The organism is Acidobacteriota bacterium (assembly GCA_040752915.1).
Lineage (GTDB): Bacteria > Acidobacteriota > UBA4820 > UBA4820 > DSQY01 > JBFLVU01.
On record JBFMHB010000041.1, the window covers coordinates 1 to 17,672 of the forward strand.

The following is a 17,672-nucleotide window of genomic DNA, read 5'->3' on the forward strand; positions in this document are numbered from 1 at the left end:
ACGCGAGATCGTGCGGACCATAAAACAGTCCACGACCGAATCCGAACCTATTCAAACCTCCAAAATCAACTGGAGAGTTTGATCCTGGCTCAGAACGAACGCTGGCGGCGTGCTTAACACATGCAAGTCGAACGCGAAAGGGGGCAACCCCGAGTAGAGTGGCGCACGGGTGAGTAACACGTGGGTAATCTGCCCTCGAGTGGGGGATAACGTTCCGAAAGGAGCGCTAATACCGCATAACTCGGCGGGGACCCAGGTCCCTGTCGGCAAAGATGGCCTCTGCTTGCATGCTATCGCTTGAGGAGGAGCCCGCGCCCCATTAGGTAGTTGGTGGGGTAACGGCCTACCAAGCCTACGATGGGTAGCCGGCCTGAGAGGGTGGCCGGCCACACTGGCACTGAGACACGGGCCAGACTCCTACGGGAGGCAGCAGTGAGGAATTTTGGGCAATGGGCGAAAGCCTGACCCAGCGACGCCGCGTGGGCGATGAAGGCCTTCGGGTCGTAAAGCCCTGTGAGTTGGGAAGAAGCCGTGCGGTGCCAATACCACCGCGCGGTGACAGTACCAGCAGAGGAAGCCCCGGCTAACTACGTGCCAGCAGCCGCGGTAAAACGTAGGGGGCAAGCGTTGTTCGGAATTACTGGGCGTAAAGCGCGTGTAGGCGGTCTGGCAAGTCGGAAGTGAAAGCCCTCGGCCCAACCGGGGAACTGCTTTCGAAACTGCCAGGCTTGAATGCGGGAGGGGAGAGCGGAATTCCCGGTGTAGCGGTGAAATGCGTAGATATCGGGAAGAACACCGGTGGCGAAGGCGGCTCTCTGGACCGTGATTGACGCTGAGACGCGAAAGCGTGGGGAGCAAACAGGATTAGATACCCTGGTAGTCCACGCCCTAAACGATGGGTACTTGGCGTGGGAAGTCTAAATCTTCCCGTGCCGGAGCTAACGCATTAAGTACCCCGCCTGGGGAGTACGGTCGCAAGGCTGAAACTCAAAGGAATTGACGGGGGCCCGCACAAGCGGTGGAGCATGTGGTTTAATTCGACGCAACGCGAAGAACCTTACCTGGGCTCGAACGGCTCTCGACCGTCCTGGAAACAGGGCTTCCTTGTAGCTTGCTATAGGGCGGGAGTCGAGGTGCTGCATGGCTGTCGTCAGCTCGTGCCGTGAGGTGTTCGGTTAAGTCCGGCAACGAGCGCAACCCCTGCCCTTAGTTACCAGCGGGTCATGCCGGGAACTCTAAGGGGACCGCCCTGGTTAACGGGGAGGAAGGTGGGGACGACGTCAAGTCATCACGGCCTTTATGTCCAGGGCTACACACGTGCTACAATGGCCGGTACAAAGAGCTGCAAACCCGCGAGGGGGAGCGAATCTCAAAAAGCCGGTCTCAGTTCGGATTGCAGTCTGCAACTCGACTGCATGAAGCCGGAATCGCTAGTAATCGCGAATCAGCAGGTCGCGGTGAATACGTTCCCGGGCCTTGTACACACCGCCCGTCACACCACGAAAGTCGGCTTTACCAGAAGTCGCTGGGCTAACCGCAAGGAGGCAGGCGCCGAAGGTAGGGTCGGTGATTGGGGTGAAGTCGTAACAAGGTAGCCGTAGGAGAACCTGTGGCTGGATCACCTCCTTTCTAAAGAGTTTCAGGATTCGGGATTTCGCATTCTGCCATCTAGTTTTGAAAGGGCCGCAAGGCGGGCTCTTTGACGGATCGGACTTGTGCTGAGAGATGATGGGCCGCGCGTTCGGGCTGGCCCGGGAAGATCGGGCCTATAGCTCAGTTGGTTAGAGCGCACGCCTGATAAGCGTGAGGTCGGTAGTTCGACTCTACCTAGGCCCACCACCACCCTCTCCATTTCGAAATTTGAATTTCGAAATCGTACAGACGGGGATGTAGCTCAGCTGGGAGAGCACCTGCCTTGCACGCAGGGGGTCGGCGGTTCAAATCCGCTCATCTCCACCACCAGGCGCCGGATGCCGCGTTCGCGACGGGATCCGACGATGGGTCCGAAGATCTTTGACAATTGGTGATCGGGTAACGCCACAAAGAAGCTGGAAGTACGTTAGGTCAAGCTACAAAGGGCGTACGGAGGATGCCTTGGCGTAGGCAGGCGATGAAGGGCGTAGCAAGCTGCGTTAAGCCTCGGGGAGCCGCAAGCAGGCTTTGATCCGGGGATTCCCGAATGGGGCAACCCGGTCGGGGTAATACCCGGCCATCTCACGCTGAATCCATAGGCGTGTGAAGCCAACGAGGGGAAGTGAACCATCTCAGTACCCTCAGGAAAAGAAAACAACCGTGATTCCCCAAGTAGTGGTGAGCGAACGGGGAAGAGCCTAAACCGCTCATGTGCTCAAGCCTGCAGGCCTTGCATGAGCGGTGTCGTGGGAGCCACACGGACCTGCTGCAGTGGGTTCAAAGGGTTACAAAGCGGACGGTTAGTCGAACGGTCTGGGAAGGCCGGCCATAGAGGGTGACAGCCCCTTAGACGAAAGCCGCTCCGCCCCTTCGTGGATTTCCCAAGTACCGCGGAGCACGTGGAATTCCGTGGGAATCTGCCGGGACCATCCGGTAAGGCTAAATACTCGCCTACGACCGATAGTGAACCAGTACCGTGAGGGAAAGGTGAAAAGAACCCGGGTGACGGGAGTGAAATAGAACTTGAAACCGTACGCCTACAAGCAGTCGGAGCGCTATGGCCGCAAGGCAATGCGTGACGGCGTGCCTTTTGCATAATGAGCCGGCTAGTTACCGTGTGTGGCAAGGTTAAGGGCCTCAGGTCCGGAGCCGTAGCGAAAGCGAGTCTGAACAGGGCGTTCAGTCGCATGCGGTACACGCGAAACCGGGTGATCTATCCCCGACCAGGATGAAGTCTCGGTAACACGAGATGGAGGTCCGAACCAGTGCGGGTTGAAAACCACTTGGATGAGTTGGGGATAGGGGTGAAAGGCCAATCAAACTCGGTTATAGCTCGTTCTCCCCGAAATAGCTTTAGGGCTAGCCTCGACCGTTTCTTGCCGGAGGTAGAGCACTGAATGGACTAGGGCGGCGTCAGCCGTACCGAATCCAACCAAACTCCGAATGCCGTCAAGTGAGAGGTCGGGAGTCAGTCTGTGGGGGATAAGCTCCATGGTCAAGAGGGAAATAACCCAGATCGCCAGCTAAGGTCCCTAAGTTCTGGCTAAGTGGTAAAGGTTGTTGAACTGCTCGGACAGCCAGGAGGTTGGCTTAGAAGCAGCCATCCTTTAAAGAAAGCGTAATAGCTCACTGGTCAAGCGGTTCTGCGCCGATAATGTACCGGGGCTCAAGCCAGGCACCGAAGCTGCGGGTCTCTCTCCGAAAGGAGAGGGGCGGTAGGGGAGCGTTCTTACGGAGATGAAGCTCGACCGCGAGGACGGGTGGATCCGTAGGAAGTGACTCTGTCGGCATAAGTAGCGATAATGGCGGTGAGAATCCGCCACGCCGAAAGCCTAAGGTTTCCTGGGGAAGGTTCGTCCGCCCAGGGTTAGTCGGGTCCTAAGGCGAGGCCGAAAGGCGTAGTCGATGGAAAACTGGTTAATATTCCAGTACCACCCTAGGGACGCTATCAGCGAAGGGGTGACGCGGAAGGATAGGTCAGCCAGCCGATGGATGCGCTGGTCGAAGGTCGTAGGTGGGTCTCGCAGGCAAATCCACGAGACCATTACACCGAGAGCCGAGAGGGCCTCGAGTCCTTGGACGAGAGGTAACTGGCCGAGTCCATGCCGCCAAGAAAAACCTCGTAGCGAGTCCTTAAGGTGCCCGTACCGTAAACCGACACAGGTGGGCGAGGAGAGTATCCAAAGGCGCGTGAGTGAGCCCTCGGGAAGGAACTCGGCAAAATTCCACCGTAACTTCGGGAGAAGGTGAACCTCGAGTACGTGAAAGCCCTCGCGGCTGTAGCGGAATGAGGTCGCAGAGAATCGGCCCAAGCGACTGTTTAACAAAAACACAGGTCTCTGCAAAGTCGTGAAGACGACGTATAGGGACTGACGCCTGCCCGGTGCCGGAAGGTTAAGGAGAGAGGTCAGCCGCAAGGCGAAGCTTTGAACCGAAGCCCCGGTAAACGGCGGCCGTAACTATAACGGTCCTAAGGTAGCGAAATTCCTTGTCGGGTAAGTTCCGACCTGCACGAAAGGCGTAACGATTTGGGCGCTGTCTCCCCGAGGGGCTCAGCGAATTTGTGGCACCGGTGAAGACGCCGGTTACCCGCGACTAGACGGAAAGACCCTGTGAACCTTCACTGCACCCTAGCATTGAATTTCGACTCCACGTGTGCAGGATAGGTGGGAGGCTGTGAAGCCGTGGCGTCAGCTGCGGTGGAGCCAACGTTGAGATACCACCCTCGTGGTGTTGAGGTTCTAACCTGGGCCCGTTATCCGGGCTGGGAACAGTGCTAGGCGGGTAGTTTGACTGGGGCGGTCGCCTCCCAAAGCGTAACGGAGGCTCCCAAAGGTTCCCTCAGGCTGTTTGGAAATCAGCCGCAGAGCGTAAAGGCATAAGGGAGCTTGACTGCGAGACCTACAAGTCGAACAGGCACGAAAGTGGGGCTTAGTGATCCGGCGGTTCCGAATGGAAGGGCCGTCGCTCAAAGGATAAAAGGTACTCCGGGGATAACAGGCTGATCCTGCCCAAGAGTCCACATCGACGGCAGGGTTTGGCACCTCGATGTCGGCTCATCGCATCCTGGGGCTGAAGCCGGTCCCAAGGGTTCGGCTGTTCGCCGATTAAAGCGGTACGTGAGCTGGGTTCAGAACGTCGCGAGACAGTTCGGTCCCTATCTGTCGCGGGCGAAGGAGGCTTGATGGGTTCCATCTCTAGTACGAGAGGACCGAGATAGACGGAGCTCTGATGTACCAGCTGTTCCGCCAGGGGCAGCGCTGGGTAGTCACCTCCGGTGGGATAAGCGCTGAAAGCATCTAAGCGCGAAGCCCTCCCAAAGATGAGGCCTCCCTCCAGCAATGGCTGAAGGGCCCTGGAAGACGACCAGGTTGATAGGCGGGAGATGTAAGCGCGGTAACGCGTTCAGTCGACCCGTACTAATAGCCCGTGAGGCTTGACCATAACACTTACTTTCGGTTTCGAAGTGCGTTGCCCGATCACTGATTGATAGAACTACCGGATTTTCCCGGTGGCCCTAGCGAGGAGGTCACACCCGTTCCCATTCCGAACACGGAAGTTAAGCTCCTCAGCGCCGATGGTACTGCGTGGGCAACTGCGTGGGAGAGTAGGTCGCCGCCGGGAAGTTAACGAGAAGAAGCCCCCGATTCGTCGGGGGCTTTTTCCTTTCTGGGACATCCGTGGCTCGTTGAACCGAAGTGCGACGTCGGGGAGAAAGCCGGTGCACCGTCCACCCGCGGCCGCCGGTGCGGGCTCCGGCGGGCCGGAGCCGGTCCAGGCAAACTCCCTGGCGCAGGTCATGGCGAAGAGACGCCGCCGTGGCGGGTTTCCTCCCTCGGCTCCCGTACCCACGCCGTGATCGCGGTGTGCACCCGCGTGCGGGCCTTCCGATTCAGCGCGTGGACAGGATGAGCCTTGCCCAGGGGGCGCGCGCGTCGAGAACGGCTCCCGATCCCACGGCCGCCGCGGCGCGAAGCCCCTCTTCCAGAAGAGGCAGAACATCCGGATCCGCGGGGGCCCCGGCGAGTTGGAAGAGCGCCGGACCCACGGCGGATACGGCCACGAGCGGAAGGGTGGTTTGGACCCGCTTGCGGTCTCCGTCCAGCCGCAGGAACACCGCATCCAGCCAGAGGGGCCCCGGGCGCCTCGGGGGCACACGCTTCGCGAAGGGCTTGGCGGAAATCGTCAGAGGACCGGCGTCGGTCTGACGCCGCAGGATGATCTTCTCGGCGCCTTCGGCGGGAAGGCCCCTGAGGTCGCGGACGGTCCGGTCCACGGAAAGTCGCAGAGCCCTCCCTTTCCACGTCCCAAGGGGAACGGTGGCCCCCGTCGGGCCCAGCGCGTCCAGCAGTCTGCGAGGGACGTCGACCACGGTCTCTCCGGCGGACTCGGTCACCCGAATCCTGAGGTAGGGCTCGAGGGTGAGGCCGTCCGCGGCCGGGGCCCTGGGACCCCACCCGACCAGGGAGGCCGCCAGGAGGAGGGCCAGGAGGGGGCGCGTCATTCGTACACCTTTCCGTCCACTTCGAGACTCTTCAGGAAAAGCACCTCGCAGGAGCCCTCCCCCGTGTCCTCTCGAGAGAGACTGCTGTGCCACCACCACTGGGAGGTCCCGTCCGTCGCGTCGACGAAGACGAGGTGACCCGAGAGGGCGGCCCGGTCGCCGGCCTTGAGGCGAAGCACCGCGCGGCGGACGTTGGGCGTGGCCGGCAAGATGTGGGTGTTGGCCGAGTACCGAGCGATGAAGGAGTTGTCGAAGGGAAACCCGTCGGGGCATCGCCACCAGTACCAGCGGCCGCTTTGGTCCCAGGAGATCCGGTCCAGGAGGTCTTCGTCGGCCAGCCTGCCCCAGGCCATGGCCACGTCGCAGGGGGAGAGAATCGCGTTCCGATCGCCGGAGTAGTTCTTCCGGGAGAGGACGATCCCCTTTAACGTGTACTCCGCCTTCGGCGTCACGGTGATGTGGAACCCCCCCCTCGTAAAGGTCCAGGCGGGCACATTTTCGCAGGCGGTTTGAACGGGGTCCGAGCCGATGTCCAGGGGCTCGAACGTAAACCGGGTCACCTTCGGACGGCACGCAAACAGGAGCAGGGCGGCCAACGCGAGAAGGAGGCCCCGTAGGATCCGGCTCACCGGAGGTCCTTTCCGCGGCGGGCGTGGAGAAGGATCCGCCGGAACCCGAAGAAGACGGGGCGTTGGGGGAACCGGCGCCCCAACTCCTCTCCGACGGCCTCCAGGAAGGGGCCATGGAGGGTTTCCGGAAGGCGGGCCAGGTACGGCCGGAGCGTGGTGCCCGCCAGCCAGTCGAGCAAGGCCCCCGCGTCCGCGAGGAGGTGGGGATACACCTTTTCGATGACCGTGAAATCCTCGGCCCCCGAGCCGTGAAGGACCTCGGCATACTCAGGAAGGGGCAGAACGTGAACCGTCCGCGTCCAGCCGCCGAGGGCCTCCCGGAAGGGGGCCCTCCGGGCCGCCTCGTCGCCCGTTCGGTTGGCGGGGTGATCGTGGTTCGAGGGGATCTGGACGGCGAGTTGGCCGCCCGGACGGAGCATGCGCAGGAGCCGTGGAATGAGGTCCCTGTGATCCGCCACCCAGTGGAGGGCGGCGTTGGAGAAGACGAGGTCGAACTCTCCCTCGGCCGTCTCCACCGAACCGAGTTCGAATCGGAGACCGGGGCGAGAGAGCGGGCGGGCTCTTTCGAGCATCGCCGGTGAGCTGTCCAGGCCCACCACGTCCGAATCGGGAAGCGCCTCCTTCAACCGGGCCGTGAGCTCCCCCGTCCCGCACCCGAGGTCCAGCACCGAGAGCCCCGGCGCCTTGCGCACCAGCCCCAACAGGTCCTCAAAGGGGGCCGTGCGCTCCGCGCGGAATCGATGGTAGAGGTCCGGGTCCCAGGCCATGGTCCTCCCTTCGAGAAGCCGAGGCGCCACGCCGCCAGAATACGGCATCGACAGGTTGCGGGGAACACTCTCCCCCACGCGCTACCGCGCGGCAGGTCCATCGCGTATCATGAAACGAAGGGAGGGAGCCATGGGCGCACGCTTCTTTTTGGGACGTCCGAAAGCGGCCGGAGAGTCCTCCGGAGCGCCCGGGCGGTACGAACTGGACGCGGACCGCCTGACGACCCACGCCGCCGTCATCGGGATGACCGGGTCCGGCAAGACGGGACTCCTCGTGAACCTCCTGGAGGAGGCCGCCCTGGCGGGCGTTCCCACCCTGGTCCTCGATCCCAAGGGGGACTTGACGAACCGGCTGCTCGTGTTCCCCGACTACCGGCCGGAGGACTTCGCCCCGTTCGCACCCGTGGGCCGAGCGGCCGAGACGGCCGAGCGCTGGAAGGCGGGCGTGGAGGCCTTCGGCCCCGGCCCCGACGCGGCGCGCTCCCTGGCCCGGGTGCCCGTGCGCGTGCTGACGCCCGGGGCGGAACTCCGGCCCGTCAACGTCCTCGAACGCTTCGCCTGTCCTCCCGTGGAGGAGCGGGCGGAGGTCGCGCTCTCGGCGGCGGCCTCGCTGATGGCCCTGGCGGACCTGCCGGACGATCCGGCTACGAGCCCGGAGGGGCTGCTCCTGTCCCACCTGCTTCTCGACTTGTGGGACTCCGGTTCGGCGCCGTCCCTCGAGGACCTCGTCCGGCAAGTCCTCTCTCCGCGGCTCCAGCGGATCGGGGTCCTGGATCTGGACACGGTCATCCCCCCCAAAGAGAGGACGGCCCTCGCGCTGAGGCTCAACGCCCTTCTCGCCTCCCCGGCGCTCGCGGCCTGGAGATCCGGGGCGGCTCTGGACCTGGATGAATGGTTGAACCCCGCCTCCGCGGGGGCGCAGACGGTCTTGACCCTCAGCCATCTCCCCGAGTCCCAGCGGCTTTTCTTTCTGGGCCTTCTGCTGGGCGAACTCGCCTCGTGGACGCGCAGGCAGACGGGGAGCGACTCGCTCCGGGCCCTGGTGGTCTTTGACGAGGTCTTCGGGTACTTCCCGCCCCACCCGGCCAACCCGCCCACCAAGGCCCCGCTCCTCACGCTCCTCAAGCAGGCGCGCGCCTTCGGCGTGGGCGTCGTCCTCGCCACGCAGAACCCTGTGGACCTTGACTACAAGGGGCTCACCAACGCCGGCCTCTGGTTCCTCGGCCGTCTGCAGACGGAGCCGGACCGGAGGCGCGTCGCGGACGCCCTGGGCGCCCTCCCGGGGGGTGTGGACGCGGCCGAGAGGCTCGGAGAGATCGCCCCCAGGACCTTCCTGGTCCATGACGTGAAGCGGGACGCCCCCTTGCTCATGGAAACCCGCCACTGCGTTTCGTTCCTCGCCGGACCGCTCGCCCTGCCCCAATTGGAGCGGCTCCTGGGCGCCGCACGGCCCGCGCCGGCACCCGGCAGCCAGGAGGGGCCTCGGAGCGGAGGCCCTCCCACCGTCCCCGCCGGCTGGTCGTCCTACTTTTCGGGCACCGGCTCGCTCGTTCCACACCTCGCCGCGGAGGTCCAGCTTTCCTACCGGACGGCTCCGAAGGCCCCCCCCGTTTCGCTCATCCAGAAGGTTCTCTGGCCCCTGGGCGGGGCCACGCTCGAGGCGGACCTCGCCGCGGACCCGCTGGACGCCGAAAGCCTGGGTACGGAAACCTGGCCCGGGTCGGGATCCTCCGCCAGCCCCCTGCCGGCGTACTTCTCCTCCTGGAAACCGGACCGCGCCGCCAAGGCCGCCGCCGCCGCCCTCGCCCTCCGCCGAACCCTGAATCTCCTCAAGGATCCCGTCACGGGCGAGATGCAGGCGCCGGGGGAACCGGAGGCCTCCTTCCGCGGTCGGGTTTCCGCCTTGAGGGAGGCGCGCCGGGCGGCGGAGGAGACGAAGGCTCTGGACCCGTTGCGACGGCGTCTGGACCGGGCGGAGGACCGGGTGCGCCAGCTGGAAATCAAGGTGGAAAGCCAGCGCTCCGAATCCAAGGCCCGAAGCGCGGACACGGCCCTCTCCGTGGGTCTCGGGGTTCTGGGGGGCCTGCTCGGCTCCAAGCGGAGCCTCGGCGGGGCCATCAGCCGGACGGCCTCCAAGAAGCGAATGGCCGACCGCGCGGAGGACCGGCTCGAGGCCCTCGAATCGGATCTGGCCGATGCCCGGGCCGAGCGGGACACTGCCGCCGCCGCCCTGGCCGCCGCCCGCGAAGAGCACCTTCGGCGCTTCCTCGGAGGGGACATGGAGGCGATTACCCTGCTCCCCGCCGCGCGGGGCGGGGTTCAGATCCTCTCCTTCGGGATTCTCTGGAAGCCGAGGTCCTGACCGCGCCGCTCAGCCCTTGAGCACCGCCAAGGGGCGGAGGACCGCAACCACCTCCGCCAGCCCCGCCCCGCGGACCGCCTCGATGACGGCTCCGATGTCCTTGTAGGCCTGCGGGGCTTCCTCCTTGATGGAGGCTCGATCCTCGCAAATGAGGTGCACGCCCTCCATGGCCCGCCGGAAGTCCTCGTCCGTGATGGCGCCGGGCCTCAGGATCTTGCCGTCGCCCCGGCGGATGACCCCCGCCGCGGCCGTCCGGCTCAAGCGTCGGCCCGCGCCGTGGTTGGCCGAGCAGAGAGCGACTTCGTTCTCCGGGATCCCCCTCAGGAGGTAGGAGCGGGTTCCCATGGAACCGGGGATGAGAACGGGCTGACCCGTTTCGGCGAAGGGCGTCCCGGCCATCCTCGACCCCGGAAAGGCGCGGGTGGCCCCCTTTCGGTGTACCCAGAGTTCGCGCCCCCCATGAAGCTCCTTCTTGGCGATGTTGTGGGGGACGTCGTAGAGGAGGGAGACCCTGGCTTCGGGATGGTGTTCGAGGAGGGCCTTCCTCACGAGGGCGGCGAGGAGGTGCCGGTTGGCGAAGGCCAGGTTGGCCCCGGCGTTCATGGCGCCCAGGTATCGCCGCCCCTCCGGCGAGTCCACGGGCATGTAGCACAGCTCCTTGGAGGGGTGCGGTTCGAAGTAACGGCGGGATCGGGCGAGGGCCATGTACTCGTCCCCCACCTGGTGGCCCAGCCCCCGGCTCCCCGAGTGGATCATCACCACGACCTGGCCGGAGAAAAGCCCCCACGCCGCCGCCGCGACGGGGTCTTCCACCTTCTCCACGGACTGGATCTCGATGAAGTGGTTTCCGCCCCCCAGGGTCCCCAACTGGTACTGGCCCCGCTCCAGGGCCCGCTCGGAAAGGGCCGAGGGATCTCCCGGCAGGGACCCTCCGTCTTCCATGTGCCCGCTGGTGAGCGCCTCCTCCTCGGGATCCAGGTGCTCCCAGGCCGGGTGGTCCGTCCGGCCCAGTTCTCGAAGGACGGGCACCCCGGAGCGAAGGACCTCGAGGAAGTCCGCGCGGTCCATGGGCACGTTCCGCTTTCCCTCGCCCAGGGGGACGTCCCCTCGGATGGAGCGGGCGAGCCGGGCCGTGTCCGTTTCCTCCGACCGAAGGTTTGTGGTCAGTACGCGCATTCCGCAGTTGATGTCGTAGCCCACGGCGGCGGGAAGCACCACTCCCTCCGTGGCCATCACGCACCCGATGGGCACGCCGAATCCGACGTGGATGTCCGGCGTGGCGAGAACCCGCACGACGGTGGGGATTCGGCACGCGTCCCGGAGCTGCCGAAGGGCATCGGCCTCGACCGGAAGGCGGTCGGAGGTGTACAGGGTGGCCTCCACCCGCATGTCGCCCTGCCTGGGGATCGTCCGCTCGTACGTCATGGTGCACCTCCAGGTGGCGCCGGAAGGGGATGCCGGATCTTCGTCCCTTGCGAGGCCTCCGGAAAAGGACCATCCCGGAAATAGGGTCCCCCGTCCGTCTGTTCCAAAGACCGGTCCGTGAACTCCACCAAAGCGGCTTGACCTCACTCGGAGGAACCCAGATGAAATGTAGATCGATTGCAGGGACCTTGCCGGTCCTTTGGGCGGTTCTTGCCTCCTTCGGCGCCATGGCGGCACCCCCGAACCGGGGGCTCCCTGCGGGCGCTCGCCCGACGGCCCTGGCTTCGGCGTCTTCGGTGCGCTTGGCGGAAGCCGCCCCCCTCTGGGGAAAGGCCTACGGGGGCGCGGACAGCGATCACGGCTTTCTCGTGAAACAGACCGGCGACGGAGGATTTCTCCTCGGCGGCGACACGGCCTCCTTCGGAGCGGGCCAGCAGGACCTGCTTCTCCTGAAGGCCGATGCATCCGGGTCCGTCGTCTGGGCCAAGGCCTACGGGACCTCGGGCAACGAGTTCGGCGCCATTCTGCCCCTTCAGGGCGGAGGCCTTCTCGCCCAGGGAACTTCCGTGGACCTCGCCCAGCAGGCCACCTTCTTCCTCGTCCGCCTGGGCGAGGACGGCACGGTTCAATGGCAGAAGAGCTACGGCCCTCCGGGTTCGGGCCTCACGGGAGCCCTCCCCACCTCCGACGGAGGGTTCCTCCTGAACGGCTTCAGCCTCTCCTTCGCCACCCTTGACTCCTCCTTGAAGATGCTCCGCCTGGATTCTTCCGGAAACATCCTCTGGCAGAAGGAGTACACGGGGGCGGGCCAGGTCACGGGGGCCTTCTACGAGGCCCAAGACGGGACGATCCTCGGTTCCGGAACCGTGTTCAATCTGATGACGCAAGACGCGGATCTCTGGGCGGCCCGGTTCGACGCCTCCGGAAACGTCCTCTGGCAAAAGACCTACGGGGGGAGCGACCTGGATGCCGGAGGCGGTCTCTGGCCGGTGCCGGGTGGAGGGTACATCCTCTCGGGGACCACCCGATCCTTCGGGGCGGGGGGGAGTTCCGACGGCGTGGGCGACGTGTGGCTCCTCCGGCTCGATGGGGATGGGGACATCCTGTGGCAGAAGACCTACGGCGGGTCGCAGGATGAGTGGGGCTTCGTTCAACCGTTGCAATCGGGCGGCTTTCTCCTGGCCGCCGACACGGATTCCTTCGGGGCGGGAGACCACGACCTCTGGATCCTGAAGCTGGACTCCGACGGCGGCATCCTCTGGCAAAGGACCTACGGCGGAGCGGGGAAGGACGAACTCTCCTCCGCCGAAGCGCTGGACGACGGCGGCGTTCTCCTCGCCGCCGATACGGAGTCCTTCGGCCACGGGCTGGACGATGTGTGGGTCCTCCGATTGGATTCGTCGGGGAACCCGCTCTTCCAACGGGCGTATGGAGGGGCGGACCGCGAGGAAGGTATTGTCGAGGCGCTCTCGGGCGGAGGCTTCTTCGTCTCCGGGGAGACCAAGTCCTTCGGCGCCGGCAACAGCGACCTCCTGGCCCTTCGTCTGGACGGGAACGGCCGCATCGGCGCCTCGTGTTCCCTGATCTCCGACACGTCGGTTCCGGGTTCGGTCACAGCCGTGGCGCCGGGCACCTCCGCGGCCGCGATCGGAAGCCCGGGTCTGGTGCTCGGGGCGCTGGCCCTCTCCTCGGCGACCATGAACCTGTCGGCGGCCAGTCCCACGCCTTCCGCGGCCGGCCTCTGCGCCCACTCCTCCACGCTGACGGCCGCGGCCTCCGCGTCCCCGGAGAGCGGGACGGCCCCTCTGGACGTGGCCTTCTCCGCCTCGGCCTCCGGCGGCACGCCGCCCTACTCCTACGCGTGGACCTTCGGAGACGGCGCCGCCTCGGTCCAACAGAACCCCCTCCATACCTACGCTTCCGCCGGTTCGTATCCGGTCGCGCTCACGGTCACCGACGGCGCCTCGGACACGGCCACCGATTCCCACCTCACGATCCAGGTGAACGCCCAGGGCTGTTCGCTTGCTTGTTCGGCGGTCGTCCCCGCGACGGCCGAAACGGGACAAGCGCTCACGTTCTCGGGATCGGCGACGGCGGCGGGCTGTTCGGGCTCTCCTTCCTACGAGTGGGATTTCGGGGACGGCTCGGCCCACGCCTTCACCGCCTCCCCCACCCACGCCTACTCCGCTCCGGGAACCTACTCGTGGACCCTCACGGTCACGACGGCGGGCGCCTCCCCTTGCACGCAGACGGGCTCCGTCACCGTGACCGATCCGTCCGGCGGGTGCGTGCTCACCTGCACCGCCTCGGTTCCGGCCACCGCCACCGTCTGGGAGGTCGTGACCTTCAACGGCACGGTCACCGCCACCGACTGTTCGGACACGCCCACCGTGGACTGGGACTTCGGGGACGGGTCGGCCCACGGGACGGCCCTGGGCGTGTCCCACTCCTATTCCACCGCGGGATCCTACACGTGGACCCTCACGGTCCGGGAGGGCAACGGCGGGGACGTCTGCACCCAGACCGGAACCCTCGTGGTCGGGACCGTCGCGGTGACCCCCCCGTCGGTCTCCTCCATCTCCAAGAAGGGGAATCCCTTCCGCTTCGTCGTTGCGGGAAGCAACTTCCAGAGCGGCATCCAGGTGTTCATCGAAGGCCAGCCGTGGACGCAGATCAAGTGGAAGAACTCCGGTCAGGTCCTTCTCAAGGGAGGCGCCTCGCTGAAGGCGGCGGTTCCCAAGAACACACCCCGGGCCATCCGCTTCCTCAATCCCGACGGGGGCGAGGTGACGGTCAACTTCCAGTGGCCCTGACGGGGTCTCCAAAGCGCCACGTCGGCGAAAGGTGAAGAGGGGCCCCGGCATCGGGGCCCCTCTGGCTTACTCGATGGGGAAGGCGGGTTTCCTCAGGCCTCCAGGGAGGAGGTGCAGAAGCCGCACTTCTTGGCCTTGAGCGGAACCGCCGAAAGGCAGAAGGGGCACTCCTTGGTCGCCGGGGGGGCGGGGACCTCGGCCTTCTTGAACCGGTTCACCTGGCGGATCAGGAGGAAGATGGCGAAGGCCACGATGAGGAAATCGAGGACGGTGTTGATGAAGAGGCCGTAATTGAGCGTGGCGGCTCCCGCTTCCTTGGCCGCCTTGAGGGATTCGAAGTGCTGGCCCGAGAGGTCGATGAACAGGTTCGAGAAGTCCACCTTCCCGAGGAGGAGGCCGATGGGCGGCATGAGCACGTCACCGACGAAAGAGGTGATGATCTTTCCGAAGGCACCTCCGATGATGATGCCCACGGCCATGTCCAGCACGTTGCCCCGCATGGCGAATTCCTTGAATTCTTTGAACATGCGACCACCTCCCTGGGAAAGGTCCCGAGCCATTCGTTGTAAACTGGTGCCCATTACAACACGTCCGGAACGCGATCGTCCATGTCTGCTTGGGAGGATGAGTGGGCGCGAAAGTGGGTCAGGCCAAGACGAAGCGGGGCCGGATGGCGGTCCCCCTGCCCTTCATGGAGTTCTTTCAGAGGGAAGCCGCCTCAGGAGTGATTCTGCTGGGGGCCGCCCTCGCGGCCCTGGCGTGGGCCAACTCCCCCTGGTCCGAATCCTACGCCAAGGCGTTTTCCTGGAAAATTTCCGTTGGTGCGGGACCGTTCTTCCTGTCCAAGACCCTTCTTCTCTGGATCAACGACGGACTCATGGCCCTCTTCTTTTTCGTCGTGGGTCTGGAGATCAAGCGCGAGATCCTGGTGGGAGAGCTGTCCACGCCGCGGCAGGCCCTTCTTCCCATCGCCGGCGCGCTGGGTGGGATGGCCGTTCCCTCGGTCCTGTATGCTCTGATCAATGGAGGGGGCGCCGGGGCCGCGGGGTGGGGGATTCCCATGGCGACGGACATCGCTTTCGCCCTGGGCGTCCTGGCCCTGCTGGGAGATCGTGTCCCGCCCGGGCTGAAGGTGTTTCTCGCGGCGCTGGCCATCGTCGACGACCTGGGCGCCGTTCTCGTCATCGCCTTTTTCTACAGCGAGGGAATCCGGACGACCTACCTGGGGGCCGGCGTGGGCGTTCTCGCCGGGCTCGTCTTTTTGGCTCGCCTCGGCATGCGAAGCCTCGGCCTGTATGCCCTGGCGGGCGTGGCGGTTTGGGTCTTTTTCCTCAAGTCGGGCGTCCATCCGACGGTGGCGGGCGTCCTCGTGGCCATGACGATCCCGGCCCGGGTGGCCGTGGAGGCCCCGAGCTTTCTGGAAAGAGCGCGATCGTATCTCGGAGAATTCGCCTCCGAGACGTCCAAGGGGCGGCTCCTCACCCCGGCCCAGCACGAGGCCCTTCTCGGGCTCACGGAGGCCGCCCAGGGAGCTTCGGCCCCCCTCCAGCGCCTTGAGCACGCCCTGCACCCCTGGGTCACTCTCGGGATCATGCCCCTTTTTGCCCTGGCGAACGCGGGGGTTTCCCTTGAGGCCGGGGGAGGAGGCGGCCTTTGGGGAACGGTGACCGCCGGGGCGGCCGCCGGTCTCCTGCTGGGGAAGCCCCTGGGGATTCTTGCCGGCGCCTACCTCGTCGTGCGGACCGGACTCAGCCCGATGCCCGACGGGGCCGGATGGCGGACCTTCGCGGGCGTCGGGTGTCTGGCCGGAATCGGCTTCACGATGGCCCTTTTCATCGCCGGGCTGGCCTTCGGGGACGGCGGGCTCCTCGCGCAGGCCAAGGTCGGAATCCTCGGCGCCTCGGTCCTGTCCGGTCTGGCCGGATACCTGATCCTGAGGCGGGGCTGAGGCCCGGCGTCACGTCCAGCGCGTGTGCGGGGCGCGGTTTTCCGCCAGGTACTTCCAGAGAAGCCAGCCGTAGGATCGCTCGGGGAGTGCCCGCCTTTCGAAAAAGGGGCGAAGAGCGGCGTTCAGCCTGCGAAGGTTATAGAAAGGGACGCCCGGAAAATAGTGGTGCTCCAGATGGTAGGAGGACCAGAGGAAGAACGCGTCCCACAGTCGGGAAGGTCGCATCCGGGTGCCCCAGCGGGCGGGGTCTTCAGGGGCGATGTCGTAGTGCTGGCCGAGGCGGTTCAAGCCGAAGGCCAGGGGAAAACCGAAAAGGTAGGGCACCAGGTAGAGACGGAGGAGGAGAGGGAAGCCTCCTGCCAGGAAGATCGCTCCGGCGGCGGCCGCGTGCACCAGAAGGGCGAAGAGCCGTTCGATAGTGATCCGCCGCCGGAGGGCCTTCTCGTAGGTGGCCGTTTCCTCGGCGGCGGCGTGGAAGTAGATCCAAAAGAGCGCGGGCGTGAAGTAGAGAACCTTGAGCCAGCGGGCGTTCTTCTTGGGGGAGAGGCGGTTCCGTTTGGGGTCTTCCGTGGGGCTTCCCAGGCCCGCGTGGTGGTCGAGGTGCCAGCGCGTGAACTGCGAAGGGGAGATTCCGGAAGGCAGCGCGTACAGGAAGGCCAGAAGCCGCGTCGGCCCCTCCCGCTTTCCAGGAAACACCAGGTGGTGCAGAACCTCGTGGAGAAGAATCGTGAAGTCGAAGAGGAAAAGGCCTTGAAGAAGGGAGAGGGGTAACCAGGCCCAAAACGGCAGCGAAAGGGAGAGAAGCGCCGCCGTCACGACTACGGCGAGCGTGAGGCCGAGGGCGACGGCGCCGTGGCGAAACGGGGAGAGGCGGTGGAGGTCTCGGAGAAGATCCCGGTCCACCGCCCCCTCGAGTTCGCGCCGCAGGGCTCTTGAGTTTGCAGCCCAATGGGAGGGTCCCCTTCCCTCGGCCACGGCCTCAACCTCCCCTGAGGTCCGAAAGAAGCTCTTCCCGAAGCGCCGTCGGCACGTCCACCTCGGCCTGGGCCTCCGGGTGGCCCACTCCAAGCCGGAGGGGGGCACCCGCCTCCAGAGCCTCCACCAGGCCGGGCGGAATCTCGAAGGTCAGGTAGTGAACGGTGCTCGTGTAATCCTCGCGGCTCCTACCCCCCTCGCCTGCTGCCCTGACCACCGTGTTCCCGATCCGCGCGTACACGGAGTTCTCCACCCCTACGAGGCGGGGAAGGGTCTCCTTCAGGCGGTCGAGGTCGGGGATTTCGATGTAGAGGGTGGCCTTCCACTCTTCACGGCCGGGAACGAGCGGGCTGTACGTCTCGATTTCTCCGAGGATCGCCTCCTCCTCCACCATGCGCTCGGCCCGCATCATCTCCTGGATCTGGTACCAAATGGTGCGCCGGTTCTCGAAAAGCAGGGTCAGGATGGGGTTCAGGTGAAGGCGCCGCCGGTCCTTGAGGGCCATGAGTTCGGCGCGGATGTCCTTTCGGCGCTTTTCGTATTGAACGAGGTCGAGGATTTCGCTTCGGTCGATGGGTTTCATGGATGCCTTTCCGCCAGGGGGTGCCGGGCCGGCG

10 protein-coding genes, 2 tRNA genes and 3 rRNA genes are annotated in these 17,672 nt (G+C 65.2%); 8 read left to right on the top strand and 7 right to left on the bottom strand.

Features of this window, described 5'->3' with window-relative positions:
- Positions 1–66 precede the first annotated feature (66 nt).
- The 5 genes from AB1824_08780 (at position 67) to rrf (ending at position 5,256) form a co-directional block, all read left to right on the top strand.
- Positions 67–1,629, top strand: a 16S ribosomal RNA gene (locus AB1824_08780).
- A 133-nt stretch (positions 1,630–1,762) separates the two neighbouring features.
- A tRNA-Ile gene (locus tag AB1824_08785) sits at positions 1,763–1,839 on the top strand.
- Between the two features lie 44 nt (positions 1,840–1,883).
- A tRNA-Ala gene (locus AB1824_08790) sits at positions 1,884–1,959 on the top strand.
- A 103-nt stretch (positions 1,960–2,062) separates the two neighbouring features.
- Positions 2,063–5,076: ribosomal RNA gene (locus AB1824_08795) — 23S ribosomal RNA — on the top strand.
- A 63-nt stretch (positions 5,077–5,139) separates the two neighbouring features.
- A 5S ribosomal RNA gene (gene rrf / locus AB1824_08800) occupies positions 5,140–5,256 on the top strand.
- Together the 16S, 23S and 5S rRNA genes with 2 tRNA genes alongside form the textbook arrangement of a ribosomal RNA operon.
- Before the next feature lie 268 nt (positions 5,257–5,524).
- Here rrf and AB1824_08805 read toward each other — a convergent pair.
- The 3 genes from AB1824_08805 to AB1824_08815 are packed head-to-tail and all read right to left on the bottom strand — an operon-like array spanning position 5,525 to position 7,532.
- Positions 5,525–6,136, bottom strand: a complete 612-nt coding sequence (locus AB1824_08805; protein MEW5765061.1) for a hypothetical protein — start codon at positions 6,134–6,136, stop codon at positions 5,525–5,527.
- The gene (locus AB1824_08810) at positions 6,133–6,765 is read right to left on the bottom strand and encodes a hypothetical protein (protein MEW5765062.1); all 633 of its coding nucleotides are present in this window, start codon (positions 6,763–6,765) and stop codon (positions 6,133–6,135) included. The genes AB1824_08805 and AB1824_08810 overlap by 4 nt, the downstream gene beginning before the upstream one ends.
- The gene (locus AB1824_08815; GenBank protein ID MEW5765063.1) at positions 6,762–7,532 is read right to left on the bottom strand and encodes a methyltransferase domain-containing protein; all 771 of its coding nucleotides are present in this window, start codon (positions 7,530–7,532) and stop codon (positions 6,762–6,764) included. Before AB1824_08815 ends, AB1824_08810 begins: the two co-directional genes overlap by 4 nt.
- 130 nt (positions 7,533–7,662) lie before the next feature.
- Here AB1824_08815 and AB1824_08820 point away from each other — a divergent pair, with 130 nt between their 5' ends.
- Positions 7,663–9,894: a DUF87 domain-containing protein gene (locus AB1824_08820; GenBank protein ID MEW5765064.1), complete on the top strand. Its 2,232-nt coding sequence runs from the start codon at positions 7,663–7,665 to the stop codon at positions 9,892–9,894.
- Positions 9,895–9,903: 9 nt separating this feature from the next.
- Here the strand turns inward: AB1824_08820 and AB1824_08825 are convergent, their stop codons facing one another.
- Positions 9,904–11,319: an RtcB family protein gene (locus AB1824_08825; protein MEW5765065.1), complete on the bottom strand. Its 1,416-nt coding sequence runs from the start codon at positions 11,317–11,319 to the stop codon at positions 9,904–9,906.
- 161 nt (positions 11,320–11,480) lie between these two features.
- On the opposite strand from AB1824_08825, the gene AB1824_08830 reads away from it, so the two are divergent.
- Entirely contained in the window at positions 11,481–14,132 is a 2,652-nt protein-coding gene (locus tag AB1824_08830) for a PKD domain-containing protein (protein ID MEW5765066.1), read from the top strand.
- A 92-nt stretch (positions 14,133–14,224) separates the two neighbouring features.
- On the opposite strand, the gene mscL is transcribed toward AB1824_08830, so the two are convergent.
- The gene (gene mscL / locus AB1824_08835; GenBank protein ID MEW5765067.1) at positions 14,225–14,659 is read right to left on the bottom strand and encodes a large conductance mechanosensitive channel protein MscL; all 435 of its coding nucleotides are present in this window, start codon (positions 14,657–14,659) and stop codon (positions 14,225–14,227) included.
- A 101-nt stretch (positions 14,660–14,760) separates the two neighbouring features.
- Here mscL and nhaA point away from each other — a divergent pair, with 101 nt between their 5' ends.
- Positions 14,761–16,080, top strand: a complete 1,320-nt coding sequence (gene nhaA / locus AB1824_08840; GenBank protein MEW5765068.1) for a Na+/H+ antiporter NhaA — start codon at positions 14,761–14,763, stop codon at positions 16,078–16,080.
- A gap of 9 nt (positions 16,081–16,089) precedes the next feature.
- Here nhaA and AB1824_08845 read toward each other — a convergent pair whose 3' ends face one another.
- Together AB1824_08845 and AB1824_08850 are read right to left on the bottom strand one after the other, a co-directional pair.
- Positions 16,090–17,055, bottom strand: a complete 966-nt coding sequence (locus tag AB1824_08845) for a fatty acid desaturase (protein MEW5765069.1) — start codon at positions 17,053–17,055, stop codon at positions 16,090–16,092.
- 4 nt (positions 17,056–17,059) lie between these two features.
- Positions 17,060–17,638 (bottom strand): DUF3501 family protein, encoded by a 579-nt coding sequence (locus tag AB1824_08850; GenBank protein MEW5765070.1) that lies wholly within the window; start codon positions 17,636–17,638, stop codon positions 17,060–17,062.
- Between the last annotated feature and the right edge of the window lie 34 nt (positions 17,639–17,672).